The 21,899-nt window shown below is 66.8% G+C and carries 22 protein-coding genes; 10 read left to right on the forward strand and 12 right to left on the reverse strand.

What is annotated here, in order from left to right:
* The first annotated feature begins 24 nt into the window (after positions 1-24).
* A complete protein-coding gene (locus tag ACSYAO_RS06350) occupies positions 25-1,185 on the forward strand; it encodes an AAA family ATPase (RefSeq protein WP_134951490.1) in 1,161 nt (386 codons plus the stop codon).
* Positions 1,186-1,215: 30 nt separating this feature from the next.
* Here ACSYAO_RS06350 and ACSYAO_RS06355 read toward each other — a convergent pair whose 3' ends face one another.
* From ACSYAO_RS06355 to ACSYAO_RS06365, 3 genes are read right to left on the reverse strand one after another with little or no spacing between them, the layout of a single operon-like run.
* Entirely contained in the window at positions 1,216-2,163 is a 948-nt protein-coding gene (locus ACSYAO_RS06355) for a DMT family transporter (RefSeq protein ID WP_197655920.1), read from the reverse strand.
* A gap of 34 nt (positions 2,164-2,197) precedes the next feature.
* Positions 2,198-3,028: a DUF72 domain-containing protein gene (locus tag ACSYAO_RS06360; protein ID WP_197655919.1), complete on the reverse strand. Its 831-nt coding sequence runs from the start codon at positions 3,026-3,028 to the stop codon at positions 2,198-2,200.
* Positions 3,025-3,468 (reverse strand): VOC family protein, encoded by a 444-nt coding sequence (locus tag ACSYAO_RS06365; protein WP_049461764.1) that lies wholly within the window; start codon positions 3,466-3,468, stop codon positions 3,025-3,027. The genes ACSYAO_RS06360 and ACSYAO_RS06365 overlap by 4 nt, the downstream gene beginning before the upstream one ends.
* A 110-nt stretch (positions 3,469-3,578) precedes the next feature.
* Here ACSYAO_RS06365 and ACSYAO_RS06370 point away from each other — a divergent pair, with 110 nt between their 5' ends.
* The 3 genes from ACSYAO_RS06370 (at position 3,579) to agp (ending at position 8,444) form a co-directional block, all read left to right on the forward strand.
* Positions 3,579-5,138: a serine hydrolase gene (locus ACSYAO_RS06370; RefSeq protein WP_197655918.1), complete on the forward strand. Its 1,560-nt coding sequence runs from the start codon at positions 3,579-3,581 to the stop codon at positions 5,136-5,138.
* A gap of 199 nt (positions 5,139-5,337) precedes the next feature.
* On the forward strand, positions 5,338-7,170 hold the full coding sequence (gene smrA / locus ACSYAO_RS06375; RefSeq protein ID WP_180844846.1) for a multidrug efflux ABC transporter SmrA: 1,833 nt from the start codon (positions 5,338-5,340) through the stop codon (positions 7,168-7,170).
* Between the two features lie 44 nt (positions 7,171-7,214).
* Complete coding sequence (gene agp / locus ACSYAO_RS06380) at positions 7,215-8,444, forward strand: bifunctional glucose-1-phosphatase/inositol phosphatase (protein WP_197655710.1); 1,230 nt, start codon at positions 7,215-7,217, stop codon at positions 8,442-8,444.
* 141 nt (positions 8,445-8,585) lie between these two features.
* Here the strand turns inward: agp and ACSYAO_RS06385 are convergent, their stop codons facing one another.
* On the reverse strand, positions 8,586-10,394 hold the full coding sequence (locus ACSYAO_RS06385; protein WP_197655709.1) for a DUF885 domain-containing protein: 1,809 nt from the start codon (positions 10,392-10,394) through the stop codon (positions 8,586-8,588).
* Positions 10,395-10,507: 113 nt separating this feature from the next.
* Here ACSYAO_RS06385 and ACSYAO_RS06390 point away from each other — a divergent pair, with 113 nt between their 5' ends.
* Together ACSYAO_RS06390 and ACSYAO_RS06395 are read left to right on the forward strand one after the other, a co-directional pair.
* Positions 10,508-10,864 carry a GFA family protein gene (locus ACSYAO_RS06390; protein WP_046983156.1) on the forward strand — a complete coding sequence of 119 codons (357 nt, stop codon included), beginning with the start codon at positions 10,508-10,510 and terminating at the stop codon, positions 10,862-10,864.
* 32 nt (positions 10,865-10,896) lie between these two features.
* Positions 10,897-11,676, forward strand: a complete 780-nt coding sequence (locus tag ACSYAO_RS06395; RefSeq protein WP_197655712.1) for a DUF4349 domain-containing protein — start codon at positions 10,897-10,899, stop codon at positions 11,674-11,676.
* Between the two features lie 31 nt (positions 11,677-11,707).
* Here ACSYAO_RS06395 and ACSYAO_RS06400 read toward each other — a convergent pair whose 3' ends face one another.
* Positions 11,708-12,001: a hypothetical protein gene (locus tag ACSYAO_RS06400; protein WP_005415831.1), complete on the reverse strand. Its 294-nt coding sequence runs from the start codon at positions 11,999-12,001 to the stop codon at positions 11,708-11,710.
* Positions 12,002-12,069: 68 nt separating this feature from the next.
* Complete coding sequence (locus tag ACSYAO_RS06405; RefSeq protein ID WP_197655708.1) at positions 12,070-13,014, reverse strand: LysR substrate-binding domain-containing protein; 945 nt, start codon at positions 13,012-13,014, stop codon at positions 12,070-12,072.
* A gap of 115 nt (positions 13,015-13,129) precedes the next feature.
* Between ACSYAO_RS06405 and ACSYAO_RS06410 the strand changes: the two genes are divergently transcribed.
* Positions 13,130-14,002 (forward strand): DMT family transporter, encoded by an 873-nt coding sequence (locus ACSYAO_RS06410; protein ID WP_032128339.1) that lies wholly within the window; start codon positions 13,130-13,132, stop codon positions 14,000-14,002.
* Here ACSYAO_RS06410 and ACSYAO_RS06415 read toward each other — a convergent pair.
* Both ACSYAO_RS06415 and ACSYAO_RS06420 read right to left on the reverse strand, forming a co-directional pair.
* Positions 13,990-14,280 carry a hypothetical protein gene (locus tag ACSYAO_RS06415; protein WP_197655707.1) on the reverse strand — a complete coding sequence of 97 codons (291 nt, stop codon included), beginning with the start codon at positions 14,278-14,280 and terminating at the stop codon, positions 13,990-13,992. The genes ACSYAO_RS06410 and ACSYAO_RS06415 overlap by 13 nt on opposite strands.
* A 302-nt stretch (positions 14,281-14,582) precedes the next feature.
* Positions 14,583-15,485 carry a peptidylprolyl isomerase gene (locus ACSYAO_RS06420; protein ID WP_197655706.1) on the reverse strand — a complete coding sequence of 301 codons (903 nt, stop codon included), beginning with the start codon at positions 15,483-15,485 and terminating at the stop codon, positions 14,583-14,585.
* A gap of 136 nt (positions 15,486-15,621) precedes the next feature.
* Here ACSYAO_RS06420 and ACSYAO_RS06425 point away from each other — a divergent pair, with 136 nt between their 5' ends.
* Both ACSYAO_RS06425 and ACSYAO_RS06430 read left to right on the forward strand, forming a co-directional pair.
* Positions 15,622-15,987, forward strand: a complete 366-nt coding sequence (locus tag ACSYAO_RS06425) for a PadR family transcriptional regulator (protein WP_032128337.1) — start codon at positions 15,622-15,624, stop codon at positions 15,985-15,987.
* The gene (locus ACSYAO_RS06430; protein WP_197655705.1) at positions 15,984-16,973 is read left to right on the forward strand and encodes a sensor domain-containing protein; all 990 of its coding nucleotides are present in this window, start codon (positions 15,984-15,986) and stop codon (positions 16,971-16,973) included. Before ACSYAO_RS06425 ends, ACSYAO_RS06430 begins: the two co-directional genes overlap by 4 nt.
* Positions 16,974-17,187: 214 nt before the next feature.
* On the opposite strand, the gene ACSYAO_RS06435 is transcribed toward ACSYAO_RS06430, so the two are convergent.
* Entirely contained in the window at positions 17,188-18,495 is a 1,308-nt protein-coding gene (locus ACSYAO_RS06435) for a polyhydroxyalkanoate depolymerase (RefSeq protein WP_197655704.1), read from the reverse strand.
* A 93-nt stretch (positions 18,496-18,588) separates the two neighbouring features.
* On the reverse strand, positions 18,589-19,179 hold the full coding sequence (locus ACSYAO_RS06440) for a class I SAM-dependent DNA methyltransferase (protein ID WP_197655703.1): 591 nt from the start codon (positions 19,177-19,179) through the stop codon (positions 18,589-18,591).
* A 149-nt stretch (positions 19,180-19,328) separates the two neighbouring features.
* Here ACSYAO_RS06440 and ACSYAO_RS06445 point away from each other — a divergent pair, with 149 nt between their 5' ends.
* Positions 19,329-19,784 (forward strand): CopD family protein, encoded by a 456-nt coding sequence (locus tag ACSYAO_RS06445; RefSeq protein WP_032128333.1) that lies wholly within the window; start codon positions 19,329-19,331, stop codon positions 19,782-19,784.
* A gap of 140 nt (positions 19,785-19,924) precedes the next feature.
* Here the strand turns inward: ACSYAO_RS06445 and ACSYAO_RS06450 are convergent, their stop codons facing one another.
* Together ACSYAO_RS06450 and ACSYAO_RS06455 are read right to left on the reverse strand one after the other, a co-directional pair.
* Positions 19,925-20,884, reverse strand: a complete 960-nt coding sequence (locus tag ACSYAO_RS06450; RefSeq protein WP_151356363.1) for an acetyl-CoA carboxylase carboxyltransferase subunit alpha — start codon at positions 20,882-20,884, stop codon at positions 19,925-19,927.
* 113 nt (positions 20,885-20,997) lie between these two features.
* Complete coding sequence (locus tag ACSYAO_RS06455; RefSeq protein WP_197655702.1) at positions 20,998-21,867, reverse strand: hypothetical protein; 870 nt, start codon at positions 21,865-21,867, stop codon at positions 20,998-21,000.
* Positions 21,868-21,899: the final 32 nt, after the last annotated feature.

Here is a 21,899-nt window from a genome sequence, read left to right on the forward strand (position 1 = left end):
GTTCCTGTTCCCACGGACACAACCATGCTGCAGACCCTGGCCATCGCCCACTATCGCTCGCTGCACGGGCTGATACTGCCGCTGCAGCAGTTGAATGTGGTGACCGGCGACAATGGCAGTGGCAAGTCCAGCCTGTACCGCGCGCTGCGCCTGCTGGCAGAGACCGCGCAGGGCGGCGTCGCGGCGGTTCTGGCCCGCGAAGGTGGGCTCGGTTCGGCGCTGTGGGCGGGGCCGGAAAAAATGGACCGTCGGGTTGCTGCCGGCGAAATCCCCTTGCAGGGCGGCCCACGTCAGGAATCGGTGGGATTGAAACTGGGCTTCACCACCGACGAGTTCGGCTATGCCATTGACCTGGGCTACCCACCGCCCAGCCGTTCGGCCTTCGCACTGGACCCGCAGATCAAGGCCGAGGCGATCTGGGCCGGGCCGTTCCTGCGCAGCGCCAACCTGCTGGTCGACCGACGTGGGGCAATGGTGCGGCAACGCCATGCGCGCGGTTGGGATCTGGTCGATGACCGGTTGTCGCTGTTCGACAGTCTGTTCACCCAGGTTGGCGATCCGCAGCGCATGCCGGAAACCATCGCCCTGCGCGAGTACATCCGTCGCTGGCGCTTCTACGACCATTTCCGCAGCGACGCCGATGCCCCGGCACGGCAACCGGCGATGGCCACGCGCACGCCGGTGCTGCATCACGACGGTCGCGATCTGGCGGCGGCCTGGGTGACCATCCTCGAGATCGGTGATCCGGGCGCACTGGCGCGCAGCGTGGAGGATGCGTTCCCGGGCGCCACGGTGGGGTTCGAGGAACTGGACGGTCGACTCGCCCTGCGCTTCCACCAGCCGGGGCTGCTGCGGCCGTTGTCGATGGCCGAGCTGTCCGACGGCACGCTGCGCTTCCTGCTGCTGGCCGCGGCACTGCACACGCCGCGCCCGCCGCCGCTGCTTGTGCTCAACGAACCGGAGACCAGCCTGCATCCGGACCTGCTGCCGGCGCTGGCGCGGCTGATCATCGCGGCCAGTGCGCGCAGCCAGGTGTGGGTGGTCTCACACGCCAGCCGACTGATCGCAGCACTGGAGCAGGCGCCCGGCTGTCATTCGCTGCATCTGCACAAGGAACAGGGCCGCACGCTGTTGAGCGGGCAGGGCCTGCTGGATGCCCCGGCATGGCACTGGCCGCAGCGCTGACAAGGCGATTCGCATCCTGCGCGGATACGCTCAATCGGCGATGTTGCGTGCTTCCGACGTACCGAGAATTTCCGGATGCTGCACCGGCTTGCGGCGGTTCAACAACGGATGCAGGAACACCGCGCCGACGATGATCGCCACGCCCAGGTAGAACCACGGCGTGACCTCGTGCTGCTCGCGCAGCAGCACCACCGCCAGCACCACCGCGTAGACCGGTTCCAGGTTGGTCACCAGCTGCACCGTGTAGGCGCTCAGGTGGCGTAGCGCGACCAGGGCCAGGGCGAACGGCAGCAGCGTGCAGAACCCGGCCAGTACCAGCAGCAGGATGCCGTCGTGCAGGTCCGGAACTACCCATAGCGGGCTGGCCAGCGCCGGCAGCAGGTAGGGCATCAGTGGCGCCAGCAGGGTCAGGGTGAGGGTGCCGGCGCCCAGCTCCAGTGCGGTGACCGTAAGCGGATCGGCGTGGCTGACCATGCGCTTGTTGAGCGAGCCAAACACCGCCACCAGCAGCGCCGATATCGCGCCGATCAACACACCCAGGCGCATGCCATCGGGCACGCCACCGACCACCAGTGCAACACCCGGCAGCACCGCCAGGCCGAAGGCGAGTTCACGCAGCTGGAACGGTCGCTTGGCTACCCACGGTTCGATGATCGAGGTGAATACCGGCGCCAGCGCGATGCAGGTGGCGGCCACCGAGGCGTTGGCCAGCTTCACCGCGCCGTAGAACGTCAGCCAGTGCAGGGCGACCAGCGCGCCGATGCCGGCGTAGCCCACCACCAGGCGCAGTGGCAGGGTGCGCAATCCAAGCCAGACCCGCGGCAGCAGCGCCAGCATCGCTGTCACCAGCAGCATGCGCCACCACACCAGCGGCAGTGCGGGCAGGGTGATCAGCTTGCCGAGGATGGCGGTGACGCCCCACAGCAGGACACAGAAGTGGATCTGCCACAGCGCTTTGCGGGTGTCGGGTGTGCTCATCCGCCTATTGTGAGGCAAGGCGATGACCGCAGCGCTATCCGCGTGAGGAATTGCTGACCCCATCCACCCGCCGCTGCAGGGCCATCGCCGCCGCCGGGTTGCGTGCCTTGCCCGCACCAATGCACAGCAGGTAGACCTCGCGCGGCTCTGACGGTGCCGGCGCGGCCTGGCAGGGCAGGTCGTCCACCGGCTCGCCGCGTGACCAGTGGAGCGCGCGTTCGGCCCAGTGCTGCTGCAGGGGTGCCGGCAGACCCTCGTTCAAGCGGGCCTGGCTGCGCTTGATCCTGGCGTAGACGAAGCCGGCACTGACATCGCTGTGTAGTGGCGCCTCGTCGCTGTCCTCGATCACCAGCGCCACGCCGTGTCGACGGGCGGCAGCAACCAGTGCCGGGCCATGTGCCTCGGCGTTGCGGACCTCCAGCGCATGCTGCAGCGTCACCCCTTCCAGTTGCTTCGGCAGCTGCGCCATCAGGGCACCCAATGCATCGGCATCGGCCGGATGGCGCGGATCGAACTGCCACAGCAACGGGCCGAGCCGGTCACCGAGTGCAATCGCCGCCTGCAGGAAGGGCGCGGCCGCTTCCACCGTGCTGGAGAGGTCGCGGCGCTGCACCAGGTACCGTGGTGCCTTCATCGAAAACCGGAAACCGTCGGGTGTCTGTGCGGCCCACTGCGCGCACTGCGCCGCTGTTGGCGTGCGGTAGAAGGTGCCGTTGATTTCGATGCAGCGCAGGGCGCGGCTGGCGTGGGCCAGTTCTTCACGCTGCGGCAGGCCCACGGGGTAGAAAACGCCGCCGCGCCATTCGGGAAACACCCAGCCACCGATGCCGCAGCGGATCTCCGCCGGACGGGCGGTCGCGGTCACTGGCCGTGGTCCGCGCGCCACGGGTCGTAGCTGCCGAACCACCACAGATAGCCTTCCGGGTCGGCGCAGGCGTAGCCGCGTCCGCCATAGTCCTGGTCGGCGATGTCGATGACAATGCGGGCACCGGCGGCCTTGGCCCGTGCATAGTGCGCATCGGCATCGGTGACGATCACGCAGGCGTTCTGGGTCTGGCGGCCGCCGACCTCATCAGGCATCGCCGCATGCTGGCTCCACTCGCTTTCCTTGTCGGCCGAGCCGAGCATGATCATGCCGGTGCCGAAGGTCAGCTGTGCATGGAAGACCGTATCGCCATCGGCGTAGACGGCCTGGGCATGGAAGCCGAAGGCGCGCTGCAGCCAGTCGATGGCGGCCTGCGCGTCGCGATAGCGCAGGCATGGAATGATGGTGGAGCCGTTGCTCGGTTGGCCGTTCCCGCCCATGACACCCCTCCTATGGCACAGGGCAGGGTGCGCCGCAGACCGTTACCATCGCGCGAAACCCCGGTGACGGCCTGCACATGGCCGCCACCCCTGTTCGGAGATCGTGCTGGATGAAACCCTGGATTGGAGGAGCCGTGCTGCTGGCGTGCACGACCATGGCGAGTGCTGCCACCCCGGCGCAGCTGCAGGACCTGGATGCGACCGTCGAGCGCGTGCGCGCGCAGTTCGACGTGCCCGGCATTGCCGTGGCCGTGGTCAAGGATGGCGAGGTGGTGCTGGAACGCGGCTGGGGCGTGCGCGAGCAGGGCAAGCCGGAACCGGTGCAGGCAGATACGCTGTTCGCCATTGCTTCCAACACCAAGGCGTTCACCGCCACCTCGCTGAACCTGCTGGCCGAGGACGGCAAACTGAAGATGGACGACAAGGTGATCGACCACCTGCCGTCGTTCCGCATGTCCGATCCGTTCGTGACCGGGCAGATGACGATCCGCGACCTGCTGTCGCATCGCAGCGGGCTGAGCCTGGGCGCAGGTGACCTGCTGTTCTGGCCGACCACCTCCTACAGCAATGCCGAAGTGGTGGAGCGGCTGGGCAAGGTGCCGCTGAAGGGCGGTTTCCGCGAGAGCTATGCGTACGACAACATCCTGTACGCGGTTGCCCAGCAGGTGATCGAGCATGTCTCCGGCATGAGCTACCGGCAGTTCCTGCAGACCCGCATCTTCGACAAGGTGGGCATGGCCGGCACACGCTACAACGCCGATCACCTGAAGCCGGGCGACAGGGCCGCGGTCGGCCACGCCAAGTACGATTTCAAGGACCTGCGTACCGTTGCACCGCTGACCTGGTCGAACAATGCCGGCGCCGGTGGCATCTATTCCAGTGCGCACGACATGGCGCGCTGGATGCAGGTGCAGCTGGACGAAGGCAAGCTGGCCGATGGCACCGCGCTGTTCAGCGACAAGAGCCAGCAGCAGATGTGGCGGATGATCACGCCGCAGTCGATTCCGGCGCCGAGCGTGCCGGAGCTGGCGCCGGCGCGGGCCAACTTTGCCGGCTACGGCGAAGGCTGGAGCCTGAGCGACTACCGCGGCCAGAAACTGGTCTGGCATACCGGTGGCTGGCCGGGCATGGTCTCGCGTTTGACCCTGGTGCCAGGCGAGAAGCTGGGCGTGGTGGTGCTGACCAACCAGGAAGTAGGCGCGGCATTCAACGCGATCACCCTGAGCGTGCTTGATGCTTACCTGGGCGGTGAGAAGCACGACTGGGTGGACGCCTATGCCAAGGCCGTGGCCAAGGGCCAGGACAAGGCCGACGAGGCCTGGGCCAAGCACCAGAGCGCGCGCGACAAGGGCAGCAAGCCATCGCTGGCACTGGCCGGCTACACCGGCACGTTCCGCGACCGCTGGTATGGCGACATGCAGGTCAGTGCCGAGGGCAAGGGCCTGCGCCTGCGCTTCATGAAGACCGCGCAGCTGAGCGGGCGCCTGGAGCATTGGCAGCATGACACCTTCATCGTGCGCTGGGACGACCGTTCGCTCAACGCCGACGCGTTCGTGAACTTCAGCCTGGATCCGGACGGCAAGGTGCGCGAGGTGCGCATGCAGTCGATCTCCGACCTGACCGATTTCAGCTTCGATTTCCAGGACCTGCTGTTCACCCCGGTGAAATGACGCCGCCGGGCGTGGCCCGGCGCTGCCGTTTGACGAATCCCATCGGTAGTGCCGGCCGCTGGCCGGCAACCTGATGATCCCCGGAAACGTCACGAGGGGGCCGGCCAGCGGCCGGCACTACCGGAACCGCGGTGATCATCGGCTGGCGTACACACGCGGCGTGGGATACTCCGCCGGCTATTGATGGCGAGGGAATGCGATGTTCCGTTGGTTTGAATCCCTGATTCCGGTGTTCCCTCCCGTGGACGGGCGCATGCCGCCGCGCAAGGTGCTGCCGTTCTACCTGCACTACCTGCGCCCGGTGTGGCCGGTGCTGCTGGCCACCCTGATCGCCGGCCTGCTGCTGGCGCTGGTGGAAGTGGCGATGTTCGATTACCTGGGCCGCATCGTCGACATGGTCGCCGAGCAGCCGGGGGCCGATTTCTTCAAGCGCCATGCCAATGAGCTGGGCTGGATGCTGTTCATCACGGTCATCGCGCGGCCAATCCTGGTCGGCCTGCACAACCTGCTGGTCAACCAGGCCATCGTGCCTGGCCTGAGCAACCGCTCGCGCTGGCTGATGCACAACTACGTGGTGCGGCAGAGCCTGAACTTCTTCCAGAACGACTTCGCCGGCAGCGTGGCCAACCGGGTGATGCAGACCGGTACCTCGCTGCGCGAATCGGCAGTGCAGATGGTCGACTCGCTCTGGTACATCGTGGTCTACACCGGCACCGCGCTGTACCTGTTCGCGCAGGCGGACTGGCGGCTGATGGTGCCGTTGATCCTGTGGCTGCTGGCCTATGCAGTGATCCTGGCCTACTTCGTTCCGCGCGCGAAGGAACGCGCATGGATCGCCTCCGAAGCGCGTTCCAAGGCGATGGGCCGCATCGTTGATGGCTACACCAACATTCCCACGTTGAAGCTGTTCGCCCATGGCGGACGCGAGCAGGCCTATGTGGCCGAGTCGATCCAGGAACTGGCGGTCAAGCACCGTGCGCAGACCCGCATCACCACCGGCATGGACCTGACCATCGCCATCGTCAACGGTTTCCTGATTGCCGGTACCTGTGGGCTCGCGCTGTGGCTGTGGAACGGTGGCCACATCACTGTTGGCGCGATCACGCTGGCGACCGGCCTGGTGATCCGCATCCACAACATGTCCGGCTGGATCATGTGGACCATCAACGGCATCTTCGAGGACATCGGTACGGTGCAGGATGGCATCACTACCATCGCCCAGCCGCTGACCGTGCAGGACCGCGAGGATGCGGTGCCGTTGCAGGTGACCCGTGGTGGCGTGCACTTCCAGGACATCCACTTCCACTACGGCAAGAAGGGCGGCGTGATCGCCGGACTGGACCTGGTGGTGAAGCCGGGCGAGAAGATCGGCCTGGTCGGTCCTTCCGGTGCCGGCAAGTCGACCCTGGTCAACGTGCTGCTGCGGCTCTACGACCTGGAAAGCGGCCGCATCCTGATCGACGATCAGGACATCGCCCATGTCACCCAGGAGAGCCTGCGCCAGCAGATCGGCGTGGTCACCCAGGACACCTCGCTGCTGCATCGCTCGATCCGCGACAACCTGCTGTATGGCCGCCCCGATGCCACTGACGAGCAGCTGCATGCCGCCGTGGCCAAGGCGCGCGCCGCAGCCTTCATCGATACGCTGGTGGACGGGCAGGGCCGGCGTGGCTACGACGCGCACGTGGGCGAGCGCGGCGTGAAGCTGTCCGGTGGTCAGCGCCAGCGCATCGCCATCGCCCGCGTGCTGCTGAAGGACGCACCGATCCTGGTGCTGGATGAGGCGACCTCGGCGCTGGACTCGGAAGTGGAAGCGGCGATCCAGGACAGCCTGGATCAGCTGATGGGCGGCAAGACGGTGATCGCGATCGCGCACCGGCTGTCGACCATCGCACGCATGGACCGGCTGGTGGTGATGGACCAGGGCCGCATTGTCGAGACCGGCACCCATGCCGAGCTCATTGCGGCCGGTGGCCTGTACGCGCGCTTGTGGGCGCGGCAGACCGGTGGTTTTGTGGCTGCAGACCAGTAGACCCACGCCATGCGTAGATGCATTCCTTGGGGTCGGAGGCCCGCATGATTCGTTCTCTACGCCCCCTGCTGCTGGCGCTGGTGCTGGCACTGGTCGCCACTGCCGCAGCCGCTGCATCGCCATCAGTGGAAGGCGAAGCCCTCGAGCAGGTCATCCTTCTCAGCCGCCACAACCTGCGCGCACCGGTGGTGGCATCGGGCGCGTTGGCCAATGCGACTCCGGAGCGCTGGCCGAGCTGGGACGTAGGCGCCGGCGAGCTGACCACCAAGGGCGGCGTGCTGGAGGTTTACATGGGCCGTTACATCGGCCAGTGGCTGCGGCAGGCAAAGTTGCTGCCGGCAACGGGCTGCCCGCAGCCGAGCGACTTCCACGCGCACGCCAACAGCCTGCAGCGCACCCAGGCCACCGCGCAGTTTTTCGTTGCCGGTGCGTTCCCAGGCTGTCATGTTGCGGTCGAACAGCGCATGCCGCTGGGCACGATGGATCCGTTGTTCAATCCGGTGATCCACAACGGTGATGCGGCCTTCCGCGAACGCGCGTTGTCGGCGATGCAACAGGCGCAGGCTGCATCGGATCTGGCACCGGCGTTGGCGGCGGTGGAGGCGATCACCCGCTACCCGCAGTCGGCTGCGTGCGCAGGCCGCAGCGAATGCCACCTGACGCCGGCCGATTCCATTTTCAGCGCAGAGCCGGGCAAAGAACCGCGTACTTCCGGTTCGCTGGCCCTGGCCAGCGGGTTGGTCGATGCCTTGTTGATGGAGCACTACCAGGGAAGTGGCATCCCCCGCGAAGGGTGGGGCCGATTGAACACGGAGGCCAAATGGCAGGCGCTGGCGCAGATCCGCAACCGCTACCAGGACATCCTGTTCGGAACACCCGAGGTGGCGCGGGACGTGGCCGCGCCGCTTTTGGCAAGAATAAACGGGCTGTTCGAAGATCCGGCGTCACCGAAGGTGAGCCTGCTGGTCGGCCACGATTCCAACATCGGTTCCGTGCTGGCGGCGCTGGGAATCACGGACTACATGTTGCCGGGCCAGTATGAGAAGACACCGATCGGCGGCCTGCTGCAGTTCGAGCGCTGGCGCGACCGCCAAAGCGGTGGCGAGCGCTTCCGCCTGGCCTACGTCTACCCGACCACCGCGCAACTGCGAGATGCGCTGCCGTTGAGCGATGTACAGCCACCCGGTCGGGTGGAGCTCGCGCTTCCCGGGTGTGGGCAGAATGGATGCAGTGACGTGCAGTTCGAGCGCGTGCTGCATCGCGCGGTGAATTGAATGCCATCCACGCATGGCGTGGATCTACTGGCAGGCGGGTAGTAGATCCACGCCATGCGTGGATGGGTCCATCCCGGGACGCCGAACAGAAAACGGCCCGAGTTTCCCCGGGCCGTTCTGTTTCCGCTCACACCGGCGCGATCACTCGATCGGCTGGTCCAGCATCAGCTGGCGTGCGAAACGCACCGGCGGCGCGCCGTAGGACAGCATCTGGTCGTGATAGGCCTTGAGGTTGAACTTGTCGCCCAGCTTGTCCTGCATCGCCTTGCGGGTGTCGAAGTGTTCCTGCGCACCGACGAAGTAGGTCGGCAGCTGTGCCGAGGTCAGCTGCGCGCGCACCCACTTGCCCGAGGCTTCGCTTTCCTGCTGGAAGGCATCGTGGGTCATCAGGTGCATCGCCTTCTCGCGATCCCAGTTGTCCACGTGTACGCCCTGGTCGAGGATCGCGTTGGAGATCGTGCGCAGGTAGAACTTCAGCTGCACCAGGTGGAACAGCGGGTCGTTGTTGAGGTAACCCTGCTCCTGCATCATGCGCTCGGTGTAGACCGCCCAGCCTTCGGCGAACAGGCCCGAACGCAGCACCGCACGCAGGGTGGAGGGGAACTTGGCCGAATGCCAGCCTTCCAGGTAGTGGCCCGGGGTGCCTTCGTGGATGCTCAGCAGGTGGATCATGCGCGAGTTGTACTCACGCAGGAACGAGTCGACCTGCTTGTCGTTCCAGTCGTCCGGAATCGGCGACACGGCGTAGAAGGTCTTCAGGTTCTTGTCCAGCGGGCCCGGCGAATCGCAGTAGGCCACGGCCACGCCACGCTGGAATTCCGGCATCAGGATGATGTCCACCGGCGCGTCGGGCAGGGTCATCAGATCGTGCTCGCGCACGAATGCGGTGGACTGCTCCAGTGCGGCCTTGGCATCGTCGACCACCTTGTCGCGCGCCGGCTTGTCGGCGTAGGCCAGCTCCAGCGCGGCCTCGATCGCCTTCTGCTGCTGCTCGTCGGTCGGCTGTGCCGGCATCTCCGGTGCGCCCGGCTTGTCCTTCAGCACGGTCTGCGCGATGCCGTACATGTCTTCGCGCACGCGCTTGAGTTCGGCGCGTGCTCGCTCACCGATCTCCTGGCGCGACAGCGACGAGTTCAGCGCGAATTTCAGCTTCTGGTCGTACTTTTCCGCACCGATGCGGAAGTCGCCCTTGGCGTTCGGCACCAGGGTCTTGTCCAGCCAGGTCTGCTGTTCGTCCACCGCCTTCTTCAGGCCATCGATGGCGGCCTGCAGGCGCTGCTGGTCGGCCTGCGGCAGTTCGCCGATGTGCGGGGTGATGAAGGTATCGACGATGCTGAGGATGCCCTTGTTCTGCTTGGCCACCGTCTCGGCATGGATCTTCGGCACGCGGGCCGGATCCAGGTTCTCGCGTGCCTGGGCGAAGATCGCCGGCAGCTTTTCCATACGCGCGGTGGCCGACTTCAGGCGCTCCGGCAGCGGCGCGAACTCGCGGGCCATCAGGCCGTAGATCGCGCTGCCGGCAATGCCGTTGTACAGCTGCGGGTCCCACTTGCCGGACTGCAGCACTTCGGCGTTCCAGATTTCCGACTGCAGCTGGTTGCGCAGGATCGCCGCGTCCACCTGGTTTTCGCGGCCGAGCTTGGCCACCTCGATCTTGTCCAGCTCGCCCAGCAGCGCCTTGTAGGCGGCCAGGGTCTTCTGCTGGCCGGCGGCGCTCAGGTCGTCGATCTCGCTGTCGTAGCGGTGGTCACCGATCTGGGTGGCGCTGACCGGCGAGAGCTGCATCCAGGTGTCCAGAGCGCGCTTGGACAGGTCGGCGAAGGCGGCATCAACCGCCGCGTCACCGGCCTGCTGGTTGGCGGCCGGGGTGGAAGCGTTGGTCGGGGCGTCGGCCGGCTGGCAACCGGCCAGGGCGGCGACCAGGGCGAGGGCAAGAAGATGCGGGCGCATCGGCGTTCCTGTACTGGGGTCAATTCCCGAGCATAGGCCTCCGGGGCTGCTTTGTCCCCGTGCCATAGGATTACCATGGGCACTGACAAGGACCCTCCAGCGGAGCACAGGACATGGAATACCAGGGAAGCTGCCATTGCGGCAGGATCGCATTCACCGTACAGGCCGAGGCGCCGATCAGCGACGTCATCGACTGCAACTGCTCGATGTGCCGTCGCCGCGGCAGCCTGCTGTGGTTTGCCCCGCGCGAGGCGTTCCAGCTGAGCACCAATCCCGCGGACGTGGCCACCTACCACTTCAACAAAGCCCACATCGATCATCACCACTGCCGCGAGTGCGGCGTTGCCCCCTACAGCGAAGCGGTGGACCCGCGCACCGGCACGCCGATGGTGGCGGTGAACGTGCGCTGCGTACCGCAGGTGGACCTGGCCACGTTGGCGGTGATGTCCTACGACGGAGCGGCACTGTGACGCCGCTGCGCGCGTGGACGCGCGTGGTGGCGATGCCGGTGCTGCTGCTGGCGCTGGCGGCCTGTGCCAAGAACGGCGAGAGGGCGCAGGAGGCGGGTGCCGCCGCTGCCGATGCTGCTGTCGCTTCGCCGGAAGGTGCGTTCCTGGCCTACGAGCATGACGTGCAGATCCAGCTGGAAGCGGCGCAGATTGCACCGCGCATCCAGCAGGTGGCGCAGGCCTGCCAGAGCGCGAAGTTCGGTGACTGCGCGGTGCTGCAGGTCGACCAGCGCAGTGGCGAGCAGCCCAGCGGTGAGGTCAAGGTACGCATCGCGCCGAAGGGCACCGAGCCGTTGATCGCTCTGGCCGGTGAGGGGGGCACGCTGCAGTCGCGCAATACCCGCGCCGAGGACCTGGCGCAGGAGGTAGCAGACACCGCACTGACCAAGGCGCGGCTGGAGAAGGAACACGCGCGGCTGCTGTCCTACCAGGACCGCAAGGACCTGAAGATCGAGGACCTGATGGCGATCACCACGCGCCTGTCGGAGATCGAAGCGGGCGTCGAACAGGCCAACAAGGATTCGGCGCAGCAACGCCGGCGCATCGATACCCAGCTGGTCACGATGCACTTCGATACCACCTCGGGCCAGCGCAGCCGCAGCGAGATTGGCGAGGCGCTGAGCGAATCGGGCAGCATCCTCAGTACCAGCGTTGCGTTCCTGATCCGCGCCGCGGCCGCGCTGCTGCCGGTGGCGGTGCTGGCCCTGATCGCGGCCTGGGGTGTGCGGGCGTGGTGGCGTCGCCGCCGCCGCAGGCTGCCGCCCAGCCTCTGAGGTGAAGGTTGATGCCGGCAACCCGCCGGCATCAGCCCTCGTCGGTCTCGTACTCGACGAACACGTCCAGCTCCAGTGCCAGTTCCTGCACGGCATCGCGCACCTTCTGCGCGGTGCTTTCATTGCCGACTTCCACTTCCAGTTCGTGGATGCCCGGGCCGATGTCATCGGACAGCCCGGCCGAACTGGAATCGTCGTCGTCCATGTGCGGCATCAGGTCGTCGGTTTCCTCGACATGTTCGATGCCGTCCAGGCCGAGCAGCAGGTCGCTGATGGCACGGGCGTCGTCTTCGGTTCCGGTGATGCGCAGTCGCAGCATGGCCATGGCGTCGATACGGTGTGGGGTTGCCTGCAGCCTAGCCAGCGTGAAGCAAAGAACGGGTGAGGGCGCAGTCAGGCGCGTGTGGCCGGGCGCCCGAGCAGGCTTTCCGGCAACGCGGGAATCGGCGTGCGTTCGTCCTGCGCCTGCTCCAGCAACCAGTCAATGAACAGGCGCGCGGCGTGGCTCGGCGGTTGCCCTTCGGCGTGCACCACGTGATACGCATAGCGCGCTTTCAGTGCCGGGCCGGGCAGGCGTACCACTTCGTAGCGCTGCAGGTAGGGCTGCGCGATGTGGGTACGTGCCAGCACCGCGCCCATGCCGTACACCGCGGCACGCATCGCATCGGTACTGTCGGCGAAGGTGTGCATCGGCGGCAGTGGCGAGGGTGGGCTCACGCCGGCATGGCGGAACCAGTCACGCCAGCCCTGCGGCGACAGATCGGTCAGCAGCGGCAGGTCGGCGATGCGCGCCGGATCGACCAGCGTTTCAACCCCGGCCAGCGCCGGCGAGGCCACCGGGAACAGGTAGTCATCCATCAGGTGCTGTGCACGCAGGCCCGGCCACTGGCCCAGGCCATAGCGGATGCCGACTTCCGGGCCGTTGTCGTCGTAGCGATCCAGACCGCTGCCCGTGTGCAGTTCGATGCGGATGTGCGGATGGGCCTGGGTGAAGCGTGGCAGCCGTGGCAGCAGCCAGCAGTAGGACAGCGAGCGCAGCGTGGTGATCCGCAGCGGCACGCTGTCGGCATCCGGCTGCAGGTGATGGGCGACGGCCGCGACATCGGAGAAGGCGGCGCTGGCGGCGTCGGCCAGCTGCCGGCCCTCGGCAGTCAGGCGCACGCCGCGGGCGTGGCGCAGGAACAGCCGGGTTTCCAGCACCTCCTCCAGCCGGCGCACATGGTGGCTGACCGCGCTGGCGGTCAGGTGCAGCTCCTGGGCGGCCTGGGCGAAGTTCTGGTGGCGCGCGGCGACCGCGAACACGGCCAGTGCGGGGAGCAGGGAAGGGCGTAGCTGCATGTCCAGCCTCAAACCATATTTGTGGCTGGCAGCGATACTACGCGCTTGTGTGGCGGGCGTCTGCGCCTGATCCTGTCTGCCTTGGCGAGGAACAGACGATGGACGGAGGCAGGGCATGAATGCGGTCCCACAGGCGGCCGAGCGCGACTGGCGCACGCCGCTGGAATTGACCCTGCTGGGCGCCATCTGGGGCTGCTCGTTCCTGTTCATGCGGGTGGCGGTGCCGTCGTTCGGCCCGTTCGCGCTGGTCGAGGTGCGGCTGGTGCTGGGCGCGCTGGTGCTGCTGCCGTTCCTGTGGCGTGCCCGCGCACAGTTCCCGCCGCGGCGCTGGCTGTGGCTGGCACCGATCGGCCTGATCAACTCGGCGCTGCCGTTCGTGCTGTTCGCCTATGCCGCCGAACAGGCACCGGCCGCGATCGGTGCGATCTGCAATGCGATGACGGTGCTGTTCGCCGCGCTGATCGCGTTCCTGTTCTTCGGTGAAAAGATCGGCATGCGCCGTGCGGGCGCGCTGCTGGTCGGCTTCGCCGGCGTGGTGGTGCTGGCCACGGCCAAGGTCTCCGGCCTGAGCATCGGCACCGCGGTGCTGGCCGGTGCGGCGGCTTCGTTGCTGTACGGCCTGGGCGTGAACCTGGTGAAGCGGCACATGACCGGCCTGCCGTCGGCGGCCGCGGCGGCGGCAACGCTGTCGTGTGCCTCGCTGTGGATGCTGCCGATGGCGGTCAGCCATTGGCCGCAGGCGGCGATTCCGGCCAAGGCCTGGGGCGCAGCGATCGCGCTTGGCGTGGCCTGCACCGGGCTGGCGTTCCTGATGTTCTATCGTTTGATCGGCCGTATCGGCCCGTCGCGTGCGTCGACCGTGACCTATCTGATTCCGCTGTTCGGCGCGGCGTTCGCGTGGTTGTTCCTGGGCGAGCCGGTGACGCTGCAGATGCTGATTGCGGGTGCGTTGATTCTGGGTAGCGTGGCGGTGAGTCAGAAGGGTTGAGGTGTTTTGCACGTGGCGCGTGCTGAAGGCAATTCATTGTTCATGGGCGTTACTTTTCTTTGTACGCAAAGAAAAGTAACCAAAAGAAACGTTCCGCCGGTCACGAGCCGATGCTGCGCATCGGTGCCCTGCGCTCCTCGGCCCGTCGAGGGACGGCGCGGGAACTCGCTGCGCTCAGACACCCGCGCCTCTTCGCCCTCGCCGGACCTGCGGTGCTCGGCTCGCTCAAGGCGGACCCAGATCAAAGGCCACAGCTGCACCCAGTAGATCCACGCCATGCGTGGATGCTTTTGCGGTTGATCTTGACCTTCCAGTCCGCCTTGAGCGAGCCGAGCATCGCAGGGGAATCAGGGGCGAAGAGGCGCCGATGTCCTGTAGAGCCGACTGCTAGTCGGCTGACTTCCTCGCGCCGTCCCCTGATTCACCGAGAAGCGCAGGGGACCGGCGTGCGAAGCACGGCGGCTCGCGACCTGGCGGCGCGTTTCTTTTGGTTACTTTTCTTTTCGCGCGAAAAGAAAAGTGACGCCCATGAACGATGAAGCACCTTCAGCACGCGCCACGCGCAGAACCCGCGACGGCGTTACTTCACCGGCACCGGAATATTGCAGAGATCGATATGCCCCGCCGGGCGCTTGTAGAAATCATCCACGCGATTGCGACGCGCCTCCACCGTATCGGCGAACGTCTTCGAATCGGTGCGCAGCACCTGGATCGGCGTGCGCTCGGCCGCCGGCACATCGCTGGCGCGGCGGATCGACACGATCGGCGTGCGCAGCTTCGGGTCGGTGTAGAAGCCCATCGGCGCCGGGCCGCGCGGCGTTGCACTGAGCAGCTCCATGCCCTTCAGCACGCGGCCGACCAGGGTGATGTTGCGGTCCAGCTGGCGCGGCGACTGGCCGGTCACTACATAGAGTTCGGCGCCGATGCTGCTGTCTTCCTCGTTGCTGCGGCCGGCGCCCAGCATGCCGTAGCAGTGCGCCAGCCAGGCCTTGCCGGCCTGCGGGTCCTGGCCGACCGGGAAGCCGTCGACGAAACCGGTCTGCGCGGCCCAGCCATCGCGATCCGGCAGCACGCTGACCTTCAGGCCGGCGCTGGCGCGTTCGAATTCGGCCGGCAGCTTGCGCGCGGCGCTGCCGAACGGCTTGGCCTTGGCGGCGTCATCGGCGTCGGCATCGCCGAACTGCACCACGAAGTTGTCCTGCGAGCGGTAGATGCTGGTGCCGTCCCAGAAGTGCTCGCGGGCGAAGGTCTGGATGTTGGCGACATGGCGCGGGGCGAACTGCGGCGCCAGCTCGATGATCACCCGCCCGGCCGGCAGGTCCATGTACAGCAGGTTGGCCGGGTCCGGGGTGCGCCAGTCGCTGGCCGCCGAAGCATCAAGAATCTGCTGCGGACTGCGGTAGGGCGTGGCCGCGCCGGCCAGGACGGGCAGCAGGCAGGACAGGGCGAGGGCGGTCAGGGCAAGGCGACGGCGGTGCGGCATGGGAACCCCGGAACATGAACGAGGCTTCGATTCTGCGTGAGCGGCCCGGCCACGCCAACCGGCAGAGTGACTAACGACACATTCGCTATACCGAACTTCGCACTACTGTGGACTTCAACGTAGTGGAGGGCCGGTCATGTCCGAGGACGATGTCCAGCTGAAGAAGTTCCAGAAGGAACTCAGCGCTGGAACGGTGTCGCTGGCCCTGCTGGCGGTGCTGGCCCGGGCCGGGGAGCCGCTGTACGGCTACCTGATCGCCAAGGAGCTGGAGCGGGTGGGCGAGGGCGTGCTGAGCGGCAAGCAGAGCGCGCTGTACCCGGTGCTGCGCAATCTGGAGGGCGCCGGCCTGCTGGAAAGCCATGTGGAGCCGTCCAGCAGCGGGCCGCCGCGGCGCTACTACCGCATCAATGAACGTGGCCGCGAGGTGCTGGCGCAATGGCGCCAAGCCTGGCAGGCCACACGCGATTCCGTCGATTCCGTGTTGGAGGGGGTACCGCAATGAACGACCCGAGCCTGGCAGGCCGAGCCCTGCCCACGACCATCCCGCAGTACCTGGCGCAGCTGCGCGCGGCATTGGAAGGCGCCGACCCGGCGATGGTGCAGGACGCGCTGTACGACGCCGAGGAATACCTGCGCTCGGAGCTGGCGGCGCAGCCCGGCCGCAGCGAGGCCGAGGTGATCGCTGACGTGGCCGGCAGCTACGGTGCGCCGGACGAAGTGGCCGACATCTACCGCGAGACCGAAGTGACGGTGAACCGCGCGCTGCGCACGCCGCGTGCGGATACCGCACCGGTGCTGCGCGCAGCGGCCGAAGCCAGTGGCGTCGAGCCGGCCGCACCGCCGCCGGCGCCGGTGCAGCGCTCGCTGCTGGCGCGTTTCTTCGGCGTGGTGACCGATCCGCACACCTACGGTGCGCTGTTCTACATGCTGCTGTCGCTGGCCACCGGCATCTTCTTCTTCACCTGGGTGGTGACCGGCCTGTCGCTGTCGCTGGGCCTGCTGATCCTGATCGTCGGCATTCCGCTGACCGTGCTGTTCTTCGGCTCGGTGCGCGGGCTGGCGCTGCTGGAAGGGCGGCTGGTGGAAGCGCTGCTGGGCGAGCGCATGCCGCGCCGTCCGCGTTACACCGATCGCAGCCGCACCTGGCTGCAGCGCATCGGCGACATGTTCACCGATGGCCGCACCTGGCTGACCCTGCTGTACTTCGTGCTGATGCTGCCGCTGGGCGTCATCTACTTCACCCTCGCGGTGACGCTGCTGTCGCTGTCGCTGAGCCTGATCTGGGCGCCGGTCGCGGCGATCTTCAGTGGCGACATTCCGGGCGTGTACGTCGATGGCGTGAACGTACTGCCGATGGCGGCATCGCCGCTGGTGGCAATCGCGGTTGCCGCGGCGGGGGCGCTGCTGCTGCTGCTGACGATGCATCTGGCACGCGGCATCGGCAAACTGCACGGGCTGATCGCCAAGAACCTGCTCGTGCGGCTGTAAGCGGGAATCCACGCTTCGGTAGGCTTCGCTCTGGTAGGTGCCAACCTTGGTTGGCACGATCCATCAGTGCAGGGGCGCTTGGCGGAATTCGCTTTGGTAGGTGCCAACCTTGGTTGGCACAATCCTTCAGATACCGGGATTCAGGGTAGAGCGCCAACCAAGGTTGGCATCTACCAGGGCATACCGACCAAGGTCGGCACCCACCCTGGGCGAGTTACCCCGCCTTTCGCCGCAACGGGGTGACGTTGCTCTTCTTCTTCGTGACCTTCGCCGCCGGTGCTTCGGCATGCGCGGCGAAGAAGTCGCGCACCTTCGGGTACACCACTTCGCGCCAGCGACGGCCGCTGAAGATGCCGTAGTGGCCGGCACCTTCGACGATGAAATGCTCACGGCGGCCAGCGTCGATGCCGGTGCACAGCGCCTGCGCGGCTTCGGTCTGGCCGAGGCCGGCGATGTCGTCCAGCTCACCCTCGATGCTCAGCAGCGCGGTATCGCGGATCGCCGACGGATCGACCTTCTCGCCATTGACCACCCACTCGCCACGCGGCAGCAGGAAGTCCTGGAACACCACGGAAATGGTATCCAGGTAGTACTTGGCCGGCATGTCCAGCACCGCGTTGTACTCGTCGTAGAAACGACGGTGCGCGTCGGCGTCTTCCAGGTCGCCCTTGACCAGGTCGGTGTAGAAATCCCAGTGTGAGCTGAAGTGGCGGCTCGGGTTCATCGACAGGAAACCGGCGTGCTGCAGGAAGCCCGGGTACACGCGACGGCCGGCGCCGGGATAGCTGGCCGGCACGGTGTGGATGACGTTGTTCTCGAACCACGACAGCGGGTTCTGCGTGGCCAGGTTGTTCACTGCGGTCGGGCTGCAGCGTGCATCGATCGGGCCACCCATCATCACCAGCGTGCGCGGCGTCGGCTCGCCACGGCTGGCCATCAGCGAAACCGCAGCCAGCACCGGTACGGTCGGCTGGCACACACTCACCACGTGCAGGCGCTCCACGCCGAGGTGGCGGATGAACTCCTGGATGTAGGCGATGTAGTCGTCCAGGCCGAACTCGCCTTCGCTGGCCGGCACCATGCGCGCGTCGACCCAGTCGGTCACATACACGCGGTGGTCGCGCAGCAGCGTGCGCACGGTGTCGCGCAGCAGCGTGGCGTGGTGGCCGGACAGCGGCGCCACCACCAGCACGAACGGCTGGTTGAGCATGGTGTGCAGCTGGTCGGCTTCATTGCTGTGGCGCTTGAAGCGCAGCAGCTTGCAGAACGGCTTGCTCACTTCCTCGTGCACGACGATCGGCACGCGCTCGCCATCGACGTCGATTTCGTTGATGCCCCACTCGGGCTTCTCGTAATCCTTGCCGATGCGATGGAAGAGTTCATTGACCGCCGCCAGGCGATCAGCGCCGGGCATCTGCGACCACCAGTGGCCCTGGTTGGCGAAGAACCTGGCGTTGGCCTGGGCCTGGTGCACCCAGGGGGCGAGCAGGTTGCGGGTCAGTTCGTGCAGTTGATAGAGCATGACGACCGAATATGTATGGTCATATGTTGCCGCGCAGCATATCCCATCCGGGTGTCCCGCAGGTTAAGTTGGCTGAAAATAATGAATCCGGATTCACATCCGTTCCAGCGCGGCCGCATCGCCTGCCAGGGCGGGACCGAGCCAGCAATGCGACCCTACCGGCTGCAGACCGTGCCGGGCCAGCGTCCGCCGGTACCAGCGCGCCGGGCGGGCCTGGAAACCCTCGTGGTCGCCCTCGAACGCGTCCTCGGCGGCGAAGGTCTCCAGGAAGGCCACGCCGCCGGTCAGCTCCGCCATGCCGGCCAGTCCGGCACGCAGCTCACGGTCGGGCACGTAGTGCATCACGTCCGAGCAGATCAGCAGGTCGACCGGGGCGCAGGGCCGCAGCCAGGCGAAATCACCGAAGCGGGCCAGGTGCAGGTTGCGGGTGCGGCCGTAGCGGCGCACAGCGTACTCGCTGCTGTCGAAGCCGAGGTATTCGACCTTCGGACGCAGCTTCAGCAGCGGCGCGCGCCAGGCGCCTTCGCCGCAGCCGATATCCAGCACGCTGCGGATCGGTCGCTCCAGGTAGTACTCGGCGCTGGCCACAGCCAATGCCACCTTGCGTGCCAGGCGGGCGCTGCCACCGATGTCGGCACGTCGGTACCAGCGTTGGAAGTAGGCGGCGTCGTAGGTCTTGTCCATGGGGCGGTGCACGATCGGGGAAAACGGCGCTTATCGTACGGCGTTGCGGCGTGCCATGCGTCGATGTGTCGCGGCGTGCGTGCCTGCGGCGGCCTTGCCACGGCATGCGAGAATGGCCGCCAACCTACGCCAGCCGCCGGAGCGAGCGCATGCAGAGCTATTACTGGGTCAAGACCTTCCACATCGTGTTCGTGGTGGCGTGGATGGCCACGGTGTTCTACCTGCCGCGCATCCTGGTGAATCTGGCCGAGACCGCAGGCCAGCCGGCGGTGACCGAGCGCCTGCAGCTGATGGGCCTGCGCCTGTACCGTTTCGGCCACTCGATGTTCGGGTTGGCATTCCTGCTGGGCCTGGTGCTGTGGCTGGGCTACAAGGTCATTCCGGATTTCCCGACGATGGTTGCCTCGGGCGGCGCCGGTTGGCTGCATGCCAAGCTGGGGCTGGTGGTGCTGCTGCTGGTGTACTTCAGCTGGATCGGGCGCCTGCTCAAGGGCGTGGCCAAGGGCAGGGCGCTGCCGTCGTCGCGCGCGCTGCGCTGGATCAACGAGATCCCGTTGCTGGCGTTCATTCCGATCGTGTGGCTGGTGCTGGCCAAGCCGTTCTGACGCGGGGTCATCTGCACCCGGTAGATCCACGCCATGCGTGGATGCCGCCAGGGCGCAAACGAAAGAGCCGGGCGATTGCCCGGCTCTTTCGTTTCTGCAATCACCTGCGTGTTGCCGGCCAGCGGCCGGCACTACCGGGCTTAGGCCGCTTCGTACGTGCCGTAGCTGCGCAGGCGGGCGTAGCGCTGTTCCAGCAGCTGCTCGGTGGACAGCTTGTCCAGCGCGTCCAGTTCGTTCAGCAGCACCGCCTTCAGGCGCTTGGCCATCTGCGTCGGGTTGCGGTGGGCGCCACCGGTCGGCTCGCGCACGACCTTGTCGACCAGGCCCAGGCTCTTCAGGCGCGGGGCGGTCAGGCCCAGCTGTTCGGCGGCATCCTTGGCCTTGCCGGCATCCTTCCACAGGATCGAGGCGCAGCCTTCCGGGGTGATGGTCGAGTACACCGAGTACTCCAGCATCACGGTGCGGTCGCCCACGCCCAGCGCCAGCGCGCCGCCGGAGCCACCTTCACCGATCACGGTGCAGATGATCGGCACCTTCAGTTCGGCCATCTCGATCAGGTTGCGTGCGATCGCTTCGGACTGGCCGCGCGATTCGGCATCGATGCCCGGCCAGGCGCCGGCGGTGTCGATCAGGGTCAGCACCGGCAGGCCGAAGCGCTCGGCCATCTTCATCAGGCGCAGGGCCTTGCGGTAGCCCTCCGGCTTGGGCATGCCGAAGTTGCGCTTGATCTTTTCCTTGGTGTCACGGCCCTTCTGGTGGCCGATCACCATCACCGCGCGGCCGTTGATGCGGGCCAGGCCACCCATGATGGCCTTGTCGTCGGCGAAGGCGCGGTCGCCTGCCAGCTCCTGGAACTCATCGCAGATGATGCGGATGTAGTCGGCGGTGTACGGGCGCGACGGATGACGGGCCAGCTGCAGCACCTGCCACGAGGTCAGGTTGCGGAAGATCTGCGCGGTGCGCATGCGCAGCTTGTCCTGCAGCGCGTGCACTTCCGCCTCGACATTGACCGCCGGCCCGGCACTGGCGTTGCGCAGTTCCTGGATCTTGGCTTCCAGGTCGGCGATGGGTTGCTCGAAGTCGAGGTAGTTCGGATTCATCGGAAGCCGTCGTGTAAAGAAGAGGGGAATTCTAGCCGAATGCGTGCAAACCACCCGTACGCCTTCGTCTGGAAGGCGACGGTAGCGCAGCCGGGCAGGGGGCGCCAGTCAGCTCAGGGCACCACCAGGGCGCTGCGGCCCATCAGCTGGCTGCGCTGGGAAACGAAGTCGTTGTAGGCCTCGTTGGCCTCCCGGCCCAGCCCGCTGCCCAGGGTGGCGGTGGCCGAGGTGAAGGCCATCTGCGCGGCGAAGTCCTGCTTGCGCAGGGCCTTCTGTTCATCGGCGGTGGTGGCCTTCAGCCAGCGCGCATAGACCTCACGCAGCGGCGCGGCATGCGCCTCGAAGGCCGGCACCAGCGCCGGCAGGCTGGCCGGGGCCGGTTCCAGGCTGAATGCCGGGGCCACGTAGCCGGCCGGCTGCTCGCGCTTGAACGCACCGGGCTCGCCCATGCCTTCTTCCACGTAAGCGATGAAGTCCGGCGCGGTGAACACCTTGGCCACGATCTGGCCGCCGCTGGAATCGACGTGGGCGACCACCTTTTCCTTGGGGAACGGTTCGCGCACGCCGTAGGTCCAGGTCTTGTCGATGAACAGGTCGTGGCGCTTCTCGAACGGGCCTTCGAAGTCGACGCCGCCCAGCTCGATGCCGGCCTTGCCGGTGCCGAAGTTCTTCAGCTTGCTCTCGTCGGTGACATAGATCTCGCGGGCGATCACGTACTCGCTGAGGGTCGGATTGATCAGGCCGCCACGACCGTCGACGTAGACGATGAAGCGCACATCACCGAGCTTGTCGGTATGCAGGCGATGCTCGCCGACGGCCAGCGAGATCGGGCGCGAGCCCTGTGCGGCCACCGGCAGGTCCTTGCCATCGATGCTCAGTGCCAGCGGCGTGTCGGTCGGGTTGTCGATCTGGAACTCGACCTTCGAGGGCGAACAGGCGGCCAGGGCCAGAGCGGCGGCGAACGGGAACAGCAGGGTCTTCATCGGCAATCGTCCTTGATACATGGAACGGGAAA

Source organism: Stenotrophomonas sp. STK16_22, from assembly GCF_051984505.1.
GTDB classification, from domain to species: domain Bacteria; phylum Pseudomonadota; class Gammaproteobacteria; order Xanthomonadales; family Xanthomonadaceae; genus Stenotrophomonas; species Stenotrophomonas maltophilia_A.